Source organism: Chlorobiota bacterium (assembly GCA_016710285.1).
Lineage (GTDB): Bacteria > Bacteroidota > Ignavibacteria > OLB7 > OLB7 > OLB7.
The window spans coordinates 2,970,592-2,985,868 of record JADJXR010000001.1; the positions used below are offsets into that span (position 1 = coordinate 2,970,592).

At 58.3% G+C, this 15,277-nt stretch carries 12 protein-coding genes; 5 read left to right on the forward strand and 7 right to left on the reverse strand.

What is annotated here, in order from left to right:
• Positions 1–5 precede the first annotated feature (5 nt).
• The 4 genes from IPM61_10845 to IPM61_10860 all read right to left on the reverse strand — a co-directional run bounded on the left by IPM61_10845 (position 6) and on the right by IPM61_10860 (position 5,270).
• Positions 6–1,013, reverse strand: coding sequence for a YihY/virulence factor BrkB family protein (locus IPM61_10845; protein MBK8911813.1), 1,008 nt, complete (start codon positions 1,011–1,013; stop codon positions 6–8).
• A gap of 207 nt (positions 1,014–1,220) precedes the next feature.
• A complete protein-coding gene (locus IPM61_10850; GenBank protein MBK8911814.1) occupies positions 1,221–1,874 on the reverse strand; it encodes an outer membrane lipoprotein carrier protein LolA in 654 nt (217 codons plus the stop codon).
• A gap of 358 nt (positions 1,875–2,232) precedes the next feature.
• On the reverse strand, positions 2,233–4,431 hold the full coding sequence (locus IPM61_10855) for a hypothetical protein (protein ID MBK8911815.1): 2,199 nt from the start codon (positions 4,429–4,431) through the stop codon (positions 2,233–2,235).
• A complete protein-coding gene (locus IPM61_10860; GenBank protein ID MBK8911816.1) occupies positions 4,425–5,270 on the reverse strand; it encodes a hypothetical protein in 846 nt (281 codons plus the stop codon). The genes IPM61_10855 and IPM61_10860 overlap by 7 nt, the downstream gene beginning before the upstream one ends.
• Before the next feature lie 155 nt (positions 5,271–5,425).
• On the opposite strand from IPM61_10860, the gene IPM61_10865 reads away from it, so the two are divergent.
• A complete protein-coding gene (locus tag IPM61_10865) occupies positions 5,426–6,334 on the forward strand; it encodes a DUF4835 family protein (GenBank protein ID MBK8911817.1) in 909 nt (302 codons plus the stop codon).
• Between the two features lie 81 nt (positions 6,335–6,415).
• Complete coding sequence (locus IPM61_10870) at positions 6,416–7,138, forward strand: carboxypeptidase regulatory-like domain-containing protein (protein ID MBK8911818.1); 723 nt, start codon at positions 6,416–6,418, stop codon at positions 7,136–7,138.
• Between the two features lie 60 nt (positions 7,139–7,198).
• Here IPM61_10870 and IPM61_10875 read toward each other — a convergent pair whose 3' ends face one another.
• Positions 7,199–7,984, reverse strand: a complete 786-nt coding sequence (locus tag IPM61_10875; GenBank protein ID MBK8911819.1) for a hypothetical protein — start codon at positions 7,982–7,984, stop codon at positions 7,199–7,201.
• 169 nt (positions 7,985–8,153) lie between these two features.
• On the opposite strand from IPM61_10875, the gene IPM61_10880 reads away from it, so the two are divergent.
• Entirely contained in the window at positions 8,154–9,008 is an 855-nt protein-coding gene (locus IPM61_10880) for a diaminopimelate epimerase (GenBank protein MBK8911820.1), read from the forward strand.
• 61 nt (positions 9,009–9,069) lie between these two features.
• Here IPM61_10880 and IPM61_10885 read toward each other — a convergent pair whose 3' ends face one another.
• Positions 9,070–10,059, reverse strand: a complete 990-nt coding sequence (locus tag IPM61_10885) for a M20/M25/M40 family metallo-hydrolase (GenBank protein MBK8911821.1) — start codon at positions 10,057–10,059, stop codon at positions 9,070–9,072.
• A 439-nt stretch (positions 10,060–10,498) separates the two neighbouring features.
• Between IPM61_10885 and IPM61_10890 the strand changes: the two genes are divergently transcribed.
• Together IPM61_10890 and IPM61_10895 are read left to right on the forward strand one after the other, a co-directional pair.
• Positions 10,499–11,107, forward strand: a complete 609-nt coding sequence (locus IPM61_10890) for an RNA polymerase sigma factor (protein ID MBK8911822.1) — start codon at positions 10,499–10,501, stop codon at positions 11,105–11,107.
• 182 nt (positions 11,108–11,289) lie between these two features.
• On the forward strand, positions 11,290–12,570 hold the full coding sequence (locus IPM61_10895; protein MBK8911823.1) for a T9SS type A sorting domain-containing protein: 1,281 nt from the start codon (positions 11,290–11,292) through the stop codon (positions 12,568–12,570).
• 381 nt (positions 12,571–12,951) lie between these two features.
• Here IPM61_10895 and IPM61_10900 read toward each other — a convergent pair whose 3' ends face one another.
• Positions 12,952–15,222, reverse strand: a complete 2,271-nt coding sequence (locus IPM61_10900) for a carbohydrate binding family 9 domain-containing protein (protein ID MBK8911824.1) — start codon at positions 15,220–15,222, stop codon at positions 12,952–12,954.
• Between the last annotated feature and the right edge of the window lie 55 nt (positions 15,223–15,277).

Sequence of the window (15,277 nt, forward strand, 5' to 3'; positions counted from 1 at the left end):
GGTCGCTACTTCTGCGTTGTGCGGGTGGTTATTCCGGCCAGGGTGTTGAACTGCCGGCGTGCGTTCCAGCGGCTTTGCTTGATGTGGTAAGCAACTTCGGCGCCGATCAGGAAGACCAGCGCGCTGTAGTAAATCCAAATGGCCGCGGCGGCAAGGAAGGCGTACGTCCCGTAGATTTTGCCGAAGGTTCGGAACTCAGTTAAATAAAACCCAAACACCTGGCGCGCCACTTCCCACAGCACCGTGCTGGTGATTGCCCCAACAAGAATGATATGCCGCTGCTGCCGCTGGTACGGCATAAACCGGAAGATGACATAGAACAGCAGAAGCGAAGTTGCCACGCTGATAACCCCCGACAGAAATCCATCCAGCCCGGTGATGTTTAGGGTGTTTTCGATTCGGTCGCCGGTGGCCATCACCAGCTGCATGATGGGACCGAACAGGATGCTGATGAAGATCAATAAGCCCACCAGCATGATTGCGAAAACATCATAGAGCTTGTAAATCAAGAAGTGCCGTTCCTCGCGGCAGCGAAGCACCCGATTCAGCCCAAGCCGCATTGAGGCGGCCAGTGCCGACGCGGTCCAAAGCAAACCGATAAAGCCCACCAATCCAGCAATCCCACGGTTCTCAACCAGAACGTTCACCTGCGTTTTCAAGGTGTCCAGCACCTCCAATCGGCTGTCGCCGGTGACGATGTACTGGGTGACGTAGCGGGTGATCTCCCGCATCACCGATTCGGAATCCAAAAAGTACCCCAGCGCGAACAGCAGCAGCAACAGCAACGGAACCAGCGACGTGATGATGTTAAACGCAATCCCCGCCGCCAGCATGAAGACGTGGTCCTCATCGGTCCGCAGCCCAATGGCATAAACCTGCTTCCACACCCACGTTAGCCACCCTTGAACGCCCCGCGTTTCCGGCAACGAAGCAAGCTGCACCGGCGCGGCTGCGGGCATGGGTGCCGGCGGTTGCTCTGCTGCTTGCTGGGCTGATGTCGGTTGCGAAGGCATGGATGGAAAGTTGGTTGGGAGAGGGAGAGAGGAAGAAGCCTGATAGCAAGAAACGATGGATATACTCCGATGGAGCGGGCAGAACCAGATTGCTGCCGAAAGAGAAAGAGAGAGAGAGAAAAGCCCGGGGCGGAAGCGGCAGGCTCGCCCCGGGAATCATTCCGATTATTTCTTCCCTCCAGCGTTCGGTTTCCCAAAGTTCGGCAATTACCGCGACAGATCAATCACCTGCGCCCCTTTCGGTGGCTGGAAGGTGAACGTGGAGGCTGGCGGACGCAGGTTGTAGTTGGCCGAGACGATGCGGATGGTTGCCTTCCCCAGCGAAGGGCTTGTGACGGCCACTTGCTGGAATCGGTAGGTCTTTTTATCAATGTACAGGATCGCCTCGGTTACGTCGCCGATGGTGTTGCTGCCGCGTGGCGTGCACCGAACAACCCACACATCCCGCTTGTTCACTTTGTCGCTCCCTTTCAGTTCGGTGGCGTAATCGCCCGGGAAGGAGCGAAGGATGTCGTTCGGGGTAAGGCGTCCGCCGCCGGATGCGGTTTTGGAGATCACCACTTGGTTTGCCGAGCGGTTCCAGGTCCAGGTGGTTGTGCCGTTGCTTACCAGCGTCTGCTTCAAGAACTCAATGGTATATCTGTTCCCTTCCCCATACACCAGCGTTCCGTTGATGGTCCCGGCACCCGCGCCGGTCTGCTGGAACGTGATCTTTGCCCCTTTCGTTGTGGCATACAACGCCTTGCTTTTGCGGACGATCTCTTGAACGCTTTCCCCCTGCGGTTTCCCCCAACCGATGCTTCCGGCCAAGAGGAGGAACGCAACAATGGGAAGGAGCGATCTGTTTATTACGCTATTCATTTTGGTGCAGTGAGTTTGGTGAAGTTCTGGGAAGCCCCAGTTGGAATCTATCCCGTGGCCCATGACTATTTCGGAAAGGAGTTGTTTAACAAGTCATCTTGCCCAGTTGCTTCGGCTCCTTCTTCCCCCCCTCCGTCAACGGCTATTGCCGCGTCCCCCTGCTTGGCCGCAAGCGGCTTCGCGTCCCCCCAATGCTGGGAGGAAATGGTTTATAGAAAGATTGCGTTGCTTACTGTTGGCCAGGTTATCGGATGCCAGCCCCTCCCCCAGAATTGGGGGAGGCGGGGAGGGGGCTGCTGCGTTGGCGGTTCAGTAGGCTCCTCCGTTTCCAATATCACCCCAAGCCATGTGCCGACGCTTACAGCCGAACATCCACTTGCAGGGTTAGGGAGTTGTTCAGCGGGCCGCGGATTTCTTGCAGGTCACCCTGGCTGATGATTGCGCGGTTGCGGTACCAGGTCTCGCTGTATTTGGCCGAGATCGTTGCCCACTCGGCCGGCTCCCACTGAACCAGCAGATAGAGCCGTTGGCCCTGGTCGTAGAACGCAAGGTTCGTGAACCTTCCGGGAACGTCCGATTCGTACTGATAGACCGCTGCGTCGAAATTATCGCCGTTGAACAGCGTGACCCGCCCGGCAAGGGAAATCGTGGCGATTGGATTCCAGCGAAGGTCCAAAAACGTGAGCGTTCCGTTGGCCGCTGGGCGCAAGGAGCCATACTCAACATATCGCCGCTCGAACCGCGCACGCAGCCGCAGGCGATCGCCCACCGATGCGTAGCCAGCTTCGATCCTTCCCGATGCGGTGGTTTTGTCGAACAGGGCGCGGCGTTCTTGGCCCGAGCCATCTTCCAACGTCAGCGCGTCCCCTTTGACCTCCTGCTTCAACCGGCAGGAGAGGCTGAAGCGTGGGGAAAGCGACCAGTCGAATTGCACCATCCCGTCGGCTCCGTTGATGGGGAAGGGGACGGAGTAGGTTTGCTGCGGGAATCGGTAGATGTCAAAGTATCCCGAAAGAACGCCACGCGGAACCACCGGAACTTTCACGCCAACATACACCCCGCGCTCGTTCTGTTGCGCCGTGGGCGACTCCCCAAACCCAACGCCGTGGGGCGTGTAGAAACCGGCATCAACGTTCCGCCCGGCGATTGCAAATTCCGCGTTGTCCACAGTCCCGCCGATTCCGGCAATCGCGCCAATCTTTCCGTTGCTGCCGCGTGCCGCTTCCCCGAACAGGTAGAATCCCCCAATCAGATAGCGGGCATCAACGCTGAACAGCTGAAGGTGTTGGCCGGAAAAATCGTGCGAGAAATCGGGTTGGATTGCCACGCTGTAGCGGGAGTCGTAGCCCGTAATTCCAACGTGGCCGTCGCCGAAACCGTATCGGGCCGCCGCGCCAAGAACCCGTTCCTCCAGCCCACCGCTTCGGCGCAGCTCGGTGCGGGTACGGCGGTAGCCATCGGTGCCGATGGAGCTTACTTGCGACAGCGTATCGCCAACGGCATCCACCACGCGATCGAACGAGGCATCGAACGAACGGTAGGAGCCGAAGACGCTTCCGCTAAGCCCGCGCCGCTTCCGCCCGGTTTCGTTGAACGTCACCGCGCCACCCCGGAAAAACGCCACCTCCCCCGAGGACCGATACGGGACAATCCCGCGCCCGGCTTTGTAGGGGGCATCAACCGCGTCGCCCCCTTTGGTCCCGCCGAAGCTGCTCCAGAGTGCCAGCCCCTGGCCATATTCTGCGGTGAAATCTCCCACAATCAATCGAACAGGGCCAACCGTTGCCGCGCCGCTTCCGCTGACGAACGCCCCCAGCCGCTGCTGGACGGTCCCCACCGGCTGCGACGGGTCCACAAGCTCATGGCTGGCGTAGCTGCGCGCCAGTGTGTCGTTGAAGGTGAGCGGCTCGCCGGCATCTTTTTCAAATGTGAGGTTCAGTTCGTGGTCGCCGTAGCGTAAGGTTAGGCGGGTCATCAACGCATCGCGCAAGCCAAGATAGGAGGGGCCGATGGAGATGGTATCAACCCCCAGCGAGTCGCCCGTGGCGGGGTCGCGGCGGAGAACGCGGCGCAGAAGGTTATCGCCATATCCCCGCCGTGGCTGAAGGTCGCGGATCCACCGCGAACGAAGCGTGGCCCGCAGCGGAATCGAGGGGTGATCAATCTGGCTCATGGGCCGGGCAAGGGTGGTGTAGGTTCGCAGGATTGCGCGTTGCGGCTCCGACAGCGTTGGTATCTCCTCAAGCTGTTCAAACTCCACCGGGTTCAGGCTATCAACAGCGGTCAGGATTGCCACCGCGTCGTGCAAGGTAATGCCAGGAAGCCGCGACAGCTCATCGGCAGTGGTGGTGTAAAGGTTCATCGGGGCGGTGCGGTAGCGTTCCAGCTCATCCAAGAACTCGGGGTCCTGGTCGCCTTGCTCGCCGGCATCTTCCACGGTTCGTTCAAGCTCAATTTCCAGCCCATCGGGAACGCCTTCATCGGCCTGGGCAAAAAGGGATGGCGATGGAGAGAGAAGGATCACCAATCCCGCAAGAATCAAGCGGCGGGCTACCATGCAACCCCCACCCCAACGGAATGCCGCAAGCCAACGGGGTTCACCCATGCGCCGCCATACTCAATCAGGTACTCGCCGAAGCGATAGCCGAACCCAAGCGAAAGGTTTGTGGGATAGTGCCCAACCCCGCCGCGCATCATCAATTCCGGAAGGAGCCATGTGGAGAATCCGAGCGAGGTGGTGATGGCATGGCCAATCTGGTTGCTCATGTCAATCGAGAGCGAGGTAGCGGGCGATAGGTCGAAGGCAAAACCGACGGCAAGGGTTTGCGGCAGTGGTTCGTTGGCAACGGTGGCGCGGGTAAGGTTGGTTGCTGCGCCACCAATGCGGATTCCCGCTGCCGGGCGCACCAGCAACCCAACGTCGAGCGTTGGGGCAACGGCGGATCCGTAGCTCTCAATATTCACCGAGTTCAAGGCGATTGCCGCGCCAAGCGTGATAAACCGATCGGGAGAAAATGCGACCATCCCGCCGCCGCGAACCTGCCGGTAGGTTGCCGCGCTCAATCCCTCAAGGTTCACCCCAACGTTGAAGGTGGAATCCAACGGCAATGTGGCAAGAAGGCTGCCGTCAACATAACCGGCAATGCCAAGCGAAGAAGGGGAGGCGCTGGCATGAAGCCGCCGCCCGACGGTTCCGGCCAATGCCGGGTTCACGCGGGCAAACGGAAGCTCACCCGCGCGCGCAGCCCCCGATCCGGCCAGCGCAATTTCGGTGGAGCTTGGCGCAACGGGTAGTTGGGCAAACGCTATCTTGCCAACCAGAAACAATGCGGCAACAATCCACCCCTTTTTCCGGTGGAGCGGCTTCAGTAGATTCGGGCATTGAGGACAGGGCATACGGAATCTTCAAGATCGGTTGATAGGAGCCGGAGAGTGGTGGGGCCAAACGTCAGCCGCAGAAAGGGGGAATTGTGATTCCTCCAACCAGCCAGCCACCGTTGGCTATCTCCGTTCAACGAACTACGGACTAATCTACAAACTTCAATCTGGCAATGACGCAACGCACAGCAGTTTTGATCGGTTTTTTCTTGGCAACACTCGTTTGGGGTTGGCCCCAGGCTACGGCTCAAGAAATTGAATCATCGGTAAGCATCAACGTGGATCAAATCCCTTCCGCCGACCAGGAGGAACTTTCCGGATTTGCCGACGAGATGAAACGCTACATTGATGAGATGAAATGGACAGGGGAAGATTGGAGCGGCGAGAAAGTGGCGATGAACGTCAGCGTGGTGGTGACGGGGGGGGGCAACGGCTACTACACCGCAAAATTTTTGGTGGGAAGCCAACGCAAAGTGGAAGGCTCGGGGAACCTTACGCCGATGATGAAAGTGCTGGATGAATATTGGGAGTTCCGATACTCCCGCAACCAACCGTTCCAGCACGACCCCACCAGCTACGACTACTTAAGCGGCCCGATTGATTTCTACGCCTACGTTGCGCTTGGCCTTGAGCTTGACAGCCGCACCCTGTATGGCGGCAACGCCATGTACGAGCGTGCAAGCGAGCTTGCACAACGCGCTCAGCTTCGCTCCGATAGCAAAGGCTGGACCACGCAAGCCGTCACCGGAAGCTACTCCCGGGTTGGATTTATCCGCGAGCTTACCAACGCGCGGTTTGCGCCGCTGCGAGCCTACATTTTCAACTACCACAAAAACGGGCTTGACCTTCTGGCCAGCAACCGCGCCGCTGGGATTGACTCCATCAACAACCACCTTACCAGCCTTGTGTTTGCCATTGATAAGCTGGTGGAATCCAGCACCATCGTCCGGGTGCTGAACGACACGAAATATCGGGAATATGCCGAGCTGTTCGCCGGCTCGCACGATGCAATGGTCTGGCGCAAACTGATGTTCATTGACCCGATCCACCAAGCGATTTACGAGGAAGCAAAAAATAAGTAGGGGAGTGGTGGCCTTGATGAATCGGGGCATCCACCGCTGCACCGGAATACCAACACGAATTATTCCACAATTACAACGAAGATGAAAACCTCCAAAAGGAAAAGCGGAATAATCGTTGCAGGCTCTCTATCCTGCATCATGGCTATTTTTTTTGCGATGGTTTCTGGTGGATTGGTCGGGTGTAAACTTTCAGTTTCCGGGCCGCCTGACAGCGTTGCCATCTCGAAAACCGATACCGGCGTGGTCCCCAAAACCGACACTACCATAATTTCTGGAATAGTGGAAGACAGCATGGGTTTGCCTGTCCCAGGCGCGGCGGTGGAAATTGTGAGAGTAAACGAGGGAGTTGTCGTGTCGGACACCACAAACAGCGATGGGGAAGTCTCCTTCGCAGGAGATTTTGCCCACCCAGAGAAATTGATTATCCGCGCACAGCATCCAGATTTCAGGCCGTTTTCTCAGAATTTAGCCGTTGCAATCAACGCTGCCGCAAACCCGCAGAGCCTTCGTCTTCGCCTTGAGCCTGCTGAAGGGCGTTGTGTCAATATCCCCGTAGAAGTCGTGTACCAGAAGGAAAGGGGGAATATCTATTACGTTGCAACCGGTGCAGAAATTCGATTATTCAGCGAAGGGAAATTGCGTTCAAAAGCAATACTTGATTCAAGCTGCGTGGAATTCACCTCGCTTCCAGTAGGAGCATTTAGAATTGAGATAACGAAGCCAGGGTTCCGATTAGGAGACGATGACTTCACGATAACGGAGTGTGGAATTTATCGGATAACTTTTCATATTTATCCAGAGTGATGAAGGCCATTATTCTTTGCCTCGGCTGTAGATTTTTAACGAGTGCAATTGAAGTATCCTTCACCGCCGCTTGTACTGGAATTGCACCGGAACATCTACCCAGGCGGAGGTGGGCCAGCCGTTCCGTTTGGTGGCGGGTTTGAAGCGGGTCCGCAGCACCCCGCGCAATGCCGATGTCACCAGCAGCGCGCCGCATTTTCCTTTTACGTCCACATCGCTTACGAACGCCCGCCGTGCATCCCCTTGCCGGCCAACATACGCCCGCACCGTCACCCTCCCTTTGCACCTCCATTCCGTGGTGATTGGCGAGTTGTTCATGTTCTGCTGCAGCAGGTCCATCGGCATTTCCGGCAACGTCACAATGGCGGTGTCTGGTTCTTCCGAGCTTACCTCCGATAATCGCTCCATCGCGCTTTCCAACTTCTTCCGTGCAAACTTCCGCAGGCGTTCTAGCCGGACTTGAATCGGCTTGGTTTGTTTGGTTGGAGCGGTGTTGTTAATCAGAAGAAATCGGGGGCCGGCAAGGATCACCCCAACCGTGGTGCAACTGTCCAGCGACGCGGTGTCGGTTGCCGATTCCGCTGCCATCACCGCCGTTTTCATGTCGTCCACCAGCCCGGTGGTGATCGAGAAAACCACCCCTTCCTTCCCACGTGCGTAAATCCCCCGCCCGCTGGTGAAAATCAGCATGGACTCGGTGGTGTCGTTGCAAGGGACGTAGGTGGCATCAACAAGGATGGTGTCGAACGGATCGCTGGGGGGAACGGGGGGCACGGCGGCGGGCTGCGCCACGGCGGAGCAGGCCAGCAGGGCCAAGAAAAGAGAGATGGCAACCAACAAACGCATGAGCGATCGGGAACGGATTGAGGCAATGGAAAAGGGCGATGGCCTATTCATGGAAAGAACGGGTTCTTCCGGCTAATCATCACGGCAAAAAGATACGGCAAAAAGGACACGACAACCAGCCCACCACCCACGGAGGTCCGCAAGCCTTGCAATCCTGCTATTTTGCGGCATGATCCTTCCATTCCAAAAAATGTCCGGCGCGGGGAACACCTTTATCGTGGCCGACAGCCGCCACGTCCCTTCCAATCTGGACCTTGCTTCGCTGGCTCCGCTGCTTTGCTCCCAAGAACAACCGCACGGCGGGGCCGATGGCTTCATGGCGATACGCCCGGGCGATTCCCAACCCGGCAGCCACGATTTCACCATGCTTTACTATAACCGCGACGGATCCACCGGAATGATGTGTGGCAACGGTGGTCGCTGCGCCGTGCGGTTCGCTGCCGACCACGGATTTATTGCCAACCCCGATGCTGTGACTTTTGCCAACGCTGGGGTGGAGTATCGGGCAAGGCTTACCGAGCGGGGGGTGCTGGTGCGGTTTCCCAATCCACGAAGGGTTGCGCTTCACCAATCGTTCAGCCTGTTCGGCACGGCGCAATCCTACCATTTTGTTGATGTTGGAACGCCCCACGCAATCCTTCTTCTGGAAACCCTTGCCAGCAATCCCAACAACATTTCGGAGCTTGATGTGGCCAGCTGGGGCGCGGCGGTTCGGAACCACGAGGCGTTCCGGCCGGAGGGGGCAAACGCAAACTTCTTGCAGGTGAGGGAAGGGGGGGCGGGCATTCAGCTGCGGACGTTTGAGCGTGGTGTGGAGGCCGAAACGGGGGCGTGCGGGACCGGAGCAATCGCCTCGGCAATCGTTGCCGCGCTCCTGTTTGGGTTGGCTGCGCCGGTGGCCGTTACAACCACCAGCGGCGCAACGCTGTACGTTGGCTTCACCGTGGAAGAGGGGGGGATCCAGAACGTTTTTTTAGAAGGGGATGCCACGGTGATGCTGGCCGGAGAGATGGAGCTTCGGTGAAAAGCACAACGCTGCCGCTGCGGTGGCCGGACGAATGCTTGGCGGCGCAGTGGGGGGAAGCTCAATACGTCAGCGCGTTCAAGTGGGCCCGTAGGCCGCCAACCACGCGGGCCATGCGGTCGTAATCCAAGCGGTCGGGGGTGTCTGATGCGGTGTGATAGAAGGGGTAGCGGAAGGGGGCGGTGTCAGTAATCATAATCGCCTGGTAGCCTTGCTCCCAAAAGGCAGCGTGATCGCTCCAGCCGATGCCAGTAATCCACCCTGGCGCGCTTGCTCCCTCCGAAGGGAACGCCGTGGTTTGCCGGAATGCCGAGATTGCTTCCGTAACCAACGCACGCGAGTCCATGTTCCCCACAAAGGCAATGAAATTTCCGGTGGAAGGATAGCAGAGATTGAACGGGAAGGGGTAGGCTTGGCTTCCGACTGAATCGGAGTACCAGCCGATCGTTTCGATGCTGTACATGGCGCGGACCGCCTCGTTGCGGGCGCGGCATCTGGCGGCATAGATGCGGCTTCCTTGCAGGAAGTGTGGCGGCTCCTCGTTCGCAAAAAACACAAACCGGATGGTGCGCGAAAGCTGTTTCCCGGCGTAGGCCCGCGCCAACGCCAGCGTTGCTGCCACCCCCGACCCGTTATCGTTTGCGCCGGGCGCGCCGGGGGCGGTGTCGTAGTGTGCGCCAACAATCACGATGTCCTTCGCCGCGCCGCCCGGAATTTCGGCCACAAGGTTCCAGCAGGTTTTTCCGTTGGCCACAAACGGCTCCTTCCCAACATGGTATCCGAACGATTCCAACGTTGCGGTGATGTAGCTTGCCGCGCCTTGCAGTTGTGGGAAATGCTCAACGTTCCGTTCGCCGATTTCTTCCGCCAAATCGTACACGTACCGGCGCATCTCCGTGCTCAGTGCTTGCTCCTTTGGGGTCAGTGTTGGCAGCGGGCCGTGGAAGGTTTGCAGCGGCATGGCCACAATGGTGAAATACGCCACCAGCAACGCGCCCAGCAGCAACGCGATAGGGATAGAAAGAGCAAGAAGCCAACGAGGACGGGCCATGAATGGTTGAAGGATTTGATAGAGTGCTTGCACCAAGAGGCACGCTCCAAAGTGCCAAAATTTTTCTTGCTCACTTTCTGGGTGATCCTCACCAAAAATTCCCGAAGCGTCCCCCTCCAACGGAGGGGTGCCCGATAGGGCGGGGTGGGTTCGGGGGAACGAGCGAACGAGCGGGGTTTTGCGTTGGTTCCGGAAGGCTCTGATCCTGAGATTCGGGAGTGGGCGCGGTTCCGGATATGTCCCCAACCCACCCCCCCGCCCCCTCCCAAGAGGGGGAGCCGCCCGCAAGGCCGCGCACGGAGCCGTTGGAGTTTCTCATCAAGTCCTCCGAAAATTCACCCCGCATCGTGCGGCGCAACACACCTGCTGCAACTTTCCATCCGGTTTGCGGCACATGGATAGTACGCACACACGCTGACGGTAATCATCATCAGGCCTGATGTCTTCCCAGCACGAACAACATACAACAGAACGGCAACAACGGTTTCTGCGGTTGCTGGACCCGATGCGCCCGCGATTGTCGCGGTTTGCCTGGGCCATGACGCGGGACCGCGACGAAGCCGAGGATCTTGCTGCCGAAACAATCGCCGCAGCATGGGAAGGGTTTGGCCAGCTGCGCGATGAATCCGCATTTCCGGGGTGGCTGCTTCGGATTGCCGTTCGGATTCACCGCAGGACACGCCGCCGCCGGAAATTTTGGGGGATGTTCAGCCAAGAACACGCCGAGCAACTTCGCGACACCAGCACCGCGCCCGATGTCGCTGCCGAAATCCGAATCCTGTACGAAGCCTTGTCCCGGCTTCCCGAACGCCAGCGCGAAGCCGTGGTGTTGTTCGAGGTCGCGGACCTGCCGCTGGAGGAAATCCAACAGATCCAAGGAGGGACGCTTTCGGGGGTGAAGTCACGCGTGGTGCGGGGGCGCGAGCGGCTTGCGGAATTGATGACAGAACGGCCCGCAACCAACCCGGAACGGACACCCGCAAGCAACGGAATTGCTCCAGAAAACGGAACAGCAACGATCACAATACCAACAGCGATTCACCGATGAACAAGAACCAAAGCAACCAGCTTGATGATCTGTTCGCACAGGCGAAGCAAGTCCCTTTGCTGCCGTCGGAGGGTCGCATCCGCACGATTATCAATAATGGCAGTATCAATAATGGCAGTGGAACGTCCGGCCGGCGACTCCAAACGCCAACTTCACGCAGTACAACCAAACGAGCAACAACCATGACACTCACGATTCTTGGGCTGGCCGGTCTGCTTGGCATCGGCACCCTCTACTTTGGGCCAACGGAATCAGCACCCGAACTTCAAAAGTCCGAACTTCAAACCATTGCGGCTCCATCGCTTCCGGCCACAGCGCAGAAGCCGATGGCCATGCCGCTGGCAGTTGCGCCAGCAGCCACGCAGCAATCGGCACCAGCGGCGCAGTCAATGCCCCGCTACCGGGGCAACACCCCAAATGGCAACCAAAGCGTGCAAGGCCGCGACACGCTCCCCACGCAAACGGACAAGCAACGGGACGCACTGGCCAACAAGTTCACGGAGCAGATCGGTGGGGTGTTCAGCCAATACTGGCTGAACAAAATCAACGGCTACAAACGGCAGATTGATGCCATGCTCAGCCCCGACGACCTTGCCCGGCTGAACCGCATGCGGATCCGCTGGAGCCTGACCGATGGCGGGCTTAGCACAATGCTTCATGCCAGCGCAGGCGAGAACTTCCTCAGTTTCCATCTTGGTGTCAGCAGCAAACCATCAACGGAAACCACGCCGGAAAAAGAGAAGAACATGAAGGAGGAGATGGAGGGAATGGACCCGATGATGATGCTCCCGTTCATTCGCCAGATGATGCTTCAGGACACCAGCGAATCGGGAAAAATTCTTGCCGGGGCTATTGACTTGTCGGAAGGATATCGCCCGGGGCTGGATAACCTTCGCGACCAAGTGCTGCGCGATTTCTCCGAGTTCATTGACCTTGTGGCCAACCAAGCCAGCACCTTCGTTGACCAGAACAAGGACCAACTCAGCAAGGAGGATCGGGAGAAAGTGGCAACGATTCGGGAAAAAATTACCGAGGGGATTGGGGAGATTAAAAACCAGCAGAAACTGCTGACCGCAATCTACGGCCTTATCTTCGAGCCGGTGCTGATGCTCTACAATGGATCGGACATCAACGGCCTGATCTCTAGCGCGATCACTGAGCCGGTGGCGGGGTTGAAGTTATCGGAGAACCAGACGCTGAAGCAGAGCATCCCAAACCCGGCAACGGGGAACGTGGCGATTGGCTACACCTTGGCGGAGCCAAGCCAGCGCACGGTGCTGCGGGTGTTCGATGCCGCCGGCAATGTGGTGGCCACCGCCGATCAAGGAAGCCGCCCCGCCGGAAATCACACCATCGCCCTGGATGTGAGTACGTGGAAAAATGGAACCTACCTGTACCACCTCACCACCCAAACAAGCAACGGGGAGCAGGTCTTCTCCAAGACGATGCAGGTGGTGAAGTAGAGAGGTGAGGCTTCTTTCTGAGGTGAGTTCGGAGGTGTCTCCGAACTCACCTTTCTGTATCCATCCTGATTTACCGGAGCGGATATCAGGGTGATGAGGGGTAGCGGCCCCGACCTCCGTCGGGATTGATAACAGGTCTTTAGCCTGCCGAGTAGCCTCACCAAAAATTCCCGAAGCGTCCCCCTCCCACGGAGGGGTGCCCGATAGGGCGGGGTGGGTTCGGGGGAAGCACCGAACAGGCGGTGGTTTCTGTTGTCCACCGAGGCTTGGTGATCCTGAGATTCGGAAGTGGGCGCGGTTTCGGATGTGTCCCCAACCCACCCCCCCGCTCCCTCCCAAGAGGGGGAGCCGCCCGCAAGGCCTCGCACGGAGCCGCATGGGCTACACTTTCCAGAGGTATTGGAATTTCAGAAACAGCTGGCGGTCGGTTTGGGTTAGGCCTGTGGGGGCGGGATAATCGGCCATGGCGTGCGAGGATCCAAGATAGAAGACCGAGAAGGAGTTGAGCTTGTAGGTCAGCAATGGCTCCAGCCGGAGCAGCTCCCCTTCGGTGACGTACTCGCACACAAGCCGCGCCGACAATTCGCGGTTGAACTGATACCCCAAACGCAAACGGAGGATGGTTGCCTCGAAGATATTCCCACGCTCATCGGGATAATCCAGATTGGAGTAAATCGCCTCGGGGACAATCGTCAGCCGCTCGAACGGCTTGAACGTTCCCCACAGACTGATATCCATGCCGCGCCCCAGAACCGGCGTTGGGATCGAGCGCGCAATCGTCCTTCCAAACGACATCCACGTTCCTGCCGAGGCTTCCTTCCACGGATTGGTGGAGATGTTGATCTCCATGCGGCGTATCCCGGGGAACTGAACTCCCCGGAAAAGCTCATGGCTTATCAGATATGCCAGCGAAAAATTTGTCTGCCCTTTCAAGTCAAAGCTCACCCCGGGCCGTAGCCAGAAATCTTTCGGCGTTCCCTCCCAGTTCCAAACCCTTCCTATCGTCGCGTTTGGCTGGATTCTAAAAATGAAACTCTCCGTTGGGTAAAAAGCATAGCCGGTCCAGAGGTTGACCTCGTGGCGGCTGTTGTTGAAGATAAAGCCATCGGCGGCGCGGAATCCGGGGCTGCTCATGGTGTAATCAAAGTCCATGGACCAGTTCAGCGCGCCCCGTTCAAGGCTAACGTAGGCGGCGGTTCCCTCAATCGTCTCTCCATCGAACTTGGCGGTGTGGCGGCCTTCGTCAAAGCGGATGTTTCGGTATGCCTCGGTTAGCACGGTGTCGGTCGGTTCTTTGGTGTGGCTAAGCATGAACTGCGTTTCCACCTGCCAGTTCCCGGCAAACCGCACGATTCCATCCAGCCCGGCAGTGGTTCCGGACCCGCCGCCAATCAACCGCCGGTCTGTGACCATTGCGCCGATGTAGTTGTTGTTCCCAAAAGCGCGGCGCAGGCGAAGGATGTTCGAGACGCTCCGCAACGGCGCATCGTCCGCGCCTGCCACAAACCCGGTGAACTCCTCGAACGGCAGCAGCAATGCCGTGTTCTCATCATACGCGCCGATGTACCCAACGCTCAGTTTGTCCGATTTCCCAATCAGTTTTGCGGCAACCAGCGGGTTGTTGATCGAGCGGGTATAAACGGCGTTGATCCACGTGTCGAACAGGTCGCTCCCTTCCTGGAAGAACGGGCGGCGTTCGGGGTAGAACAGGGCGAAGGTGGTGTTCAGCCCAAGCTGGGTGTTGTCCGATTCAATCTGGCTGAAGTCGGGATTGATCGTCAGCTCGCCGGTGATGCTTGGGGTGAAGTCGTAGCGGATCCCAAGCCCTGCATCCCCTTTCACCGGCTCATTCTTCAGCCCGCTGTTGGGGTCGTTGGGGTTGGCTATCGTGGCCGATTGCGAAGCGATGACCGCCGGAAGAAATTGCCACTTCCCCCCGGGCTTGATGTTCTTGATTCCCGTCAGCGTTCCATACTGGCAGAACTGGCAAGGATCATCCTTGCTGATGGCGGACCAGGAGTATTCGCGGCGGCTGTCGCGGGGGTGGATCCGCCAGAAGGTTGCCCGCCACTTCTGTTCCGGCTGGTCAGGGAATCGGATGCTGCTGAACGGGATCGCCATTTCCACAAGGTAGCCGTCGTTGGTGATCTGCGCTTCCGACTCAAAGATCATGTCGAAACTGGCATCCTCGTTGTCGTTGGTCCAAAGCAAATCGCCCTGGACACCGTTTGCGGTCGTGAAAATTTCGTAGGCCCGCCCGGCATCGCCGTAGGTGTCAAGAATCAGCCCAACCTGGTCATCGTTGAAGGCTAAGTCCCGGTTGGTGAACGAAGCACGGATTGCCGTGGGGTCATCGTAGCAACGGAAGGCGACGTACAGATGATGGTCGTCGTAGGCCACCATTGCTTCGGTGTTCACCGGCGGCTTCGCACGGTCGCCGGGGGTGAACTCGGAGAAGTTCGTCGCCACGTGGGCATCGCGCCAGCAGGGGTCATCCAGCTTTCCATCAATCGTTGGCGGGGTTGCCGTGCGCTGGACTTCAAGAGTAGGGAGGACGTTGGGGGAGAAGGGGGGCGCATCGGCGGAACGCCCGCCAGCAACCAGCAATCGGGAGCAGAAAAGGAGGCACAACAAGGCAAGGAGGTAGCGCATGGGTTCGTTATCCGTGAAGCGTTGTTTTAGGAAGGGAAAGGACTTCTGGCCAGCA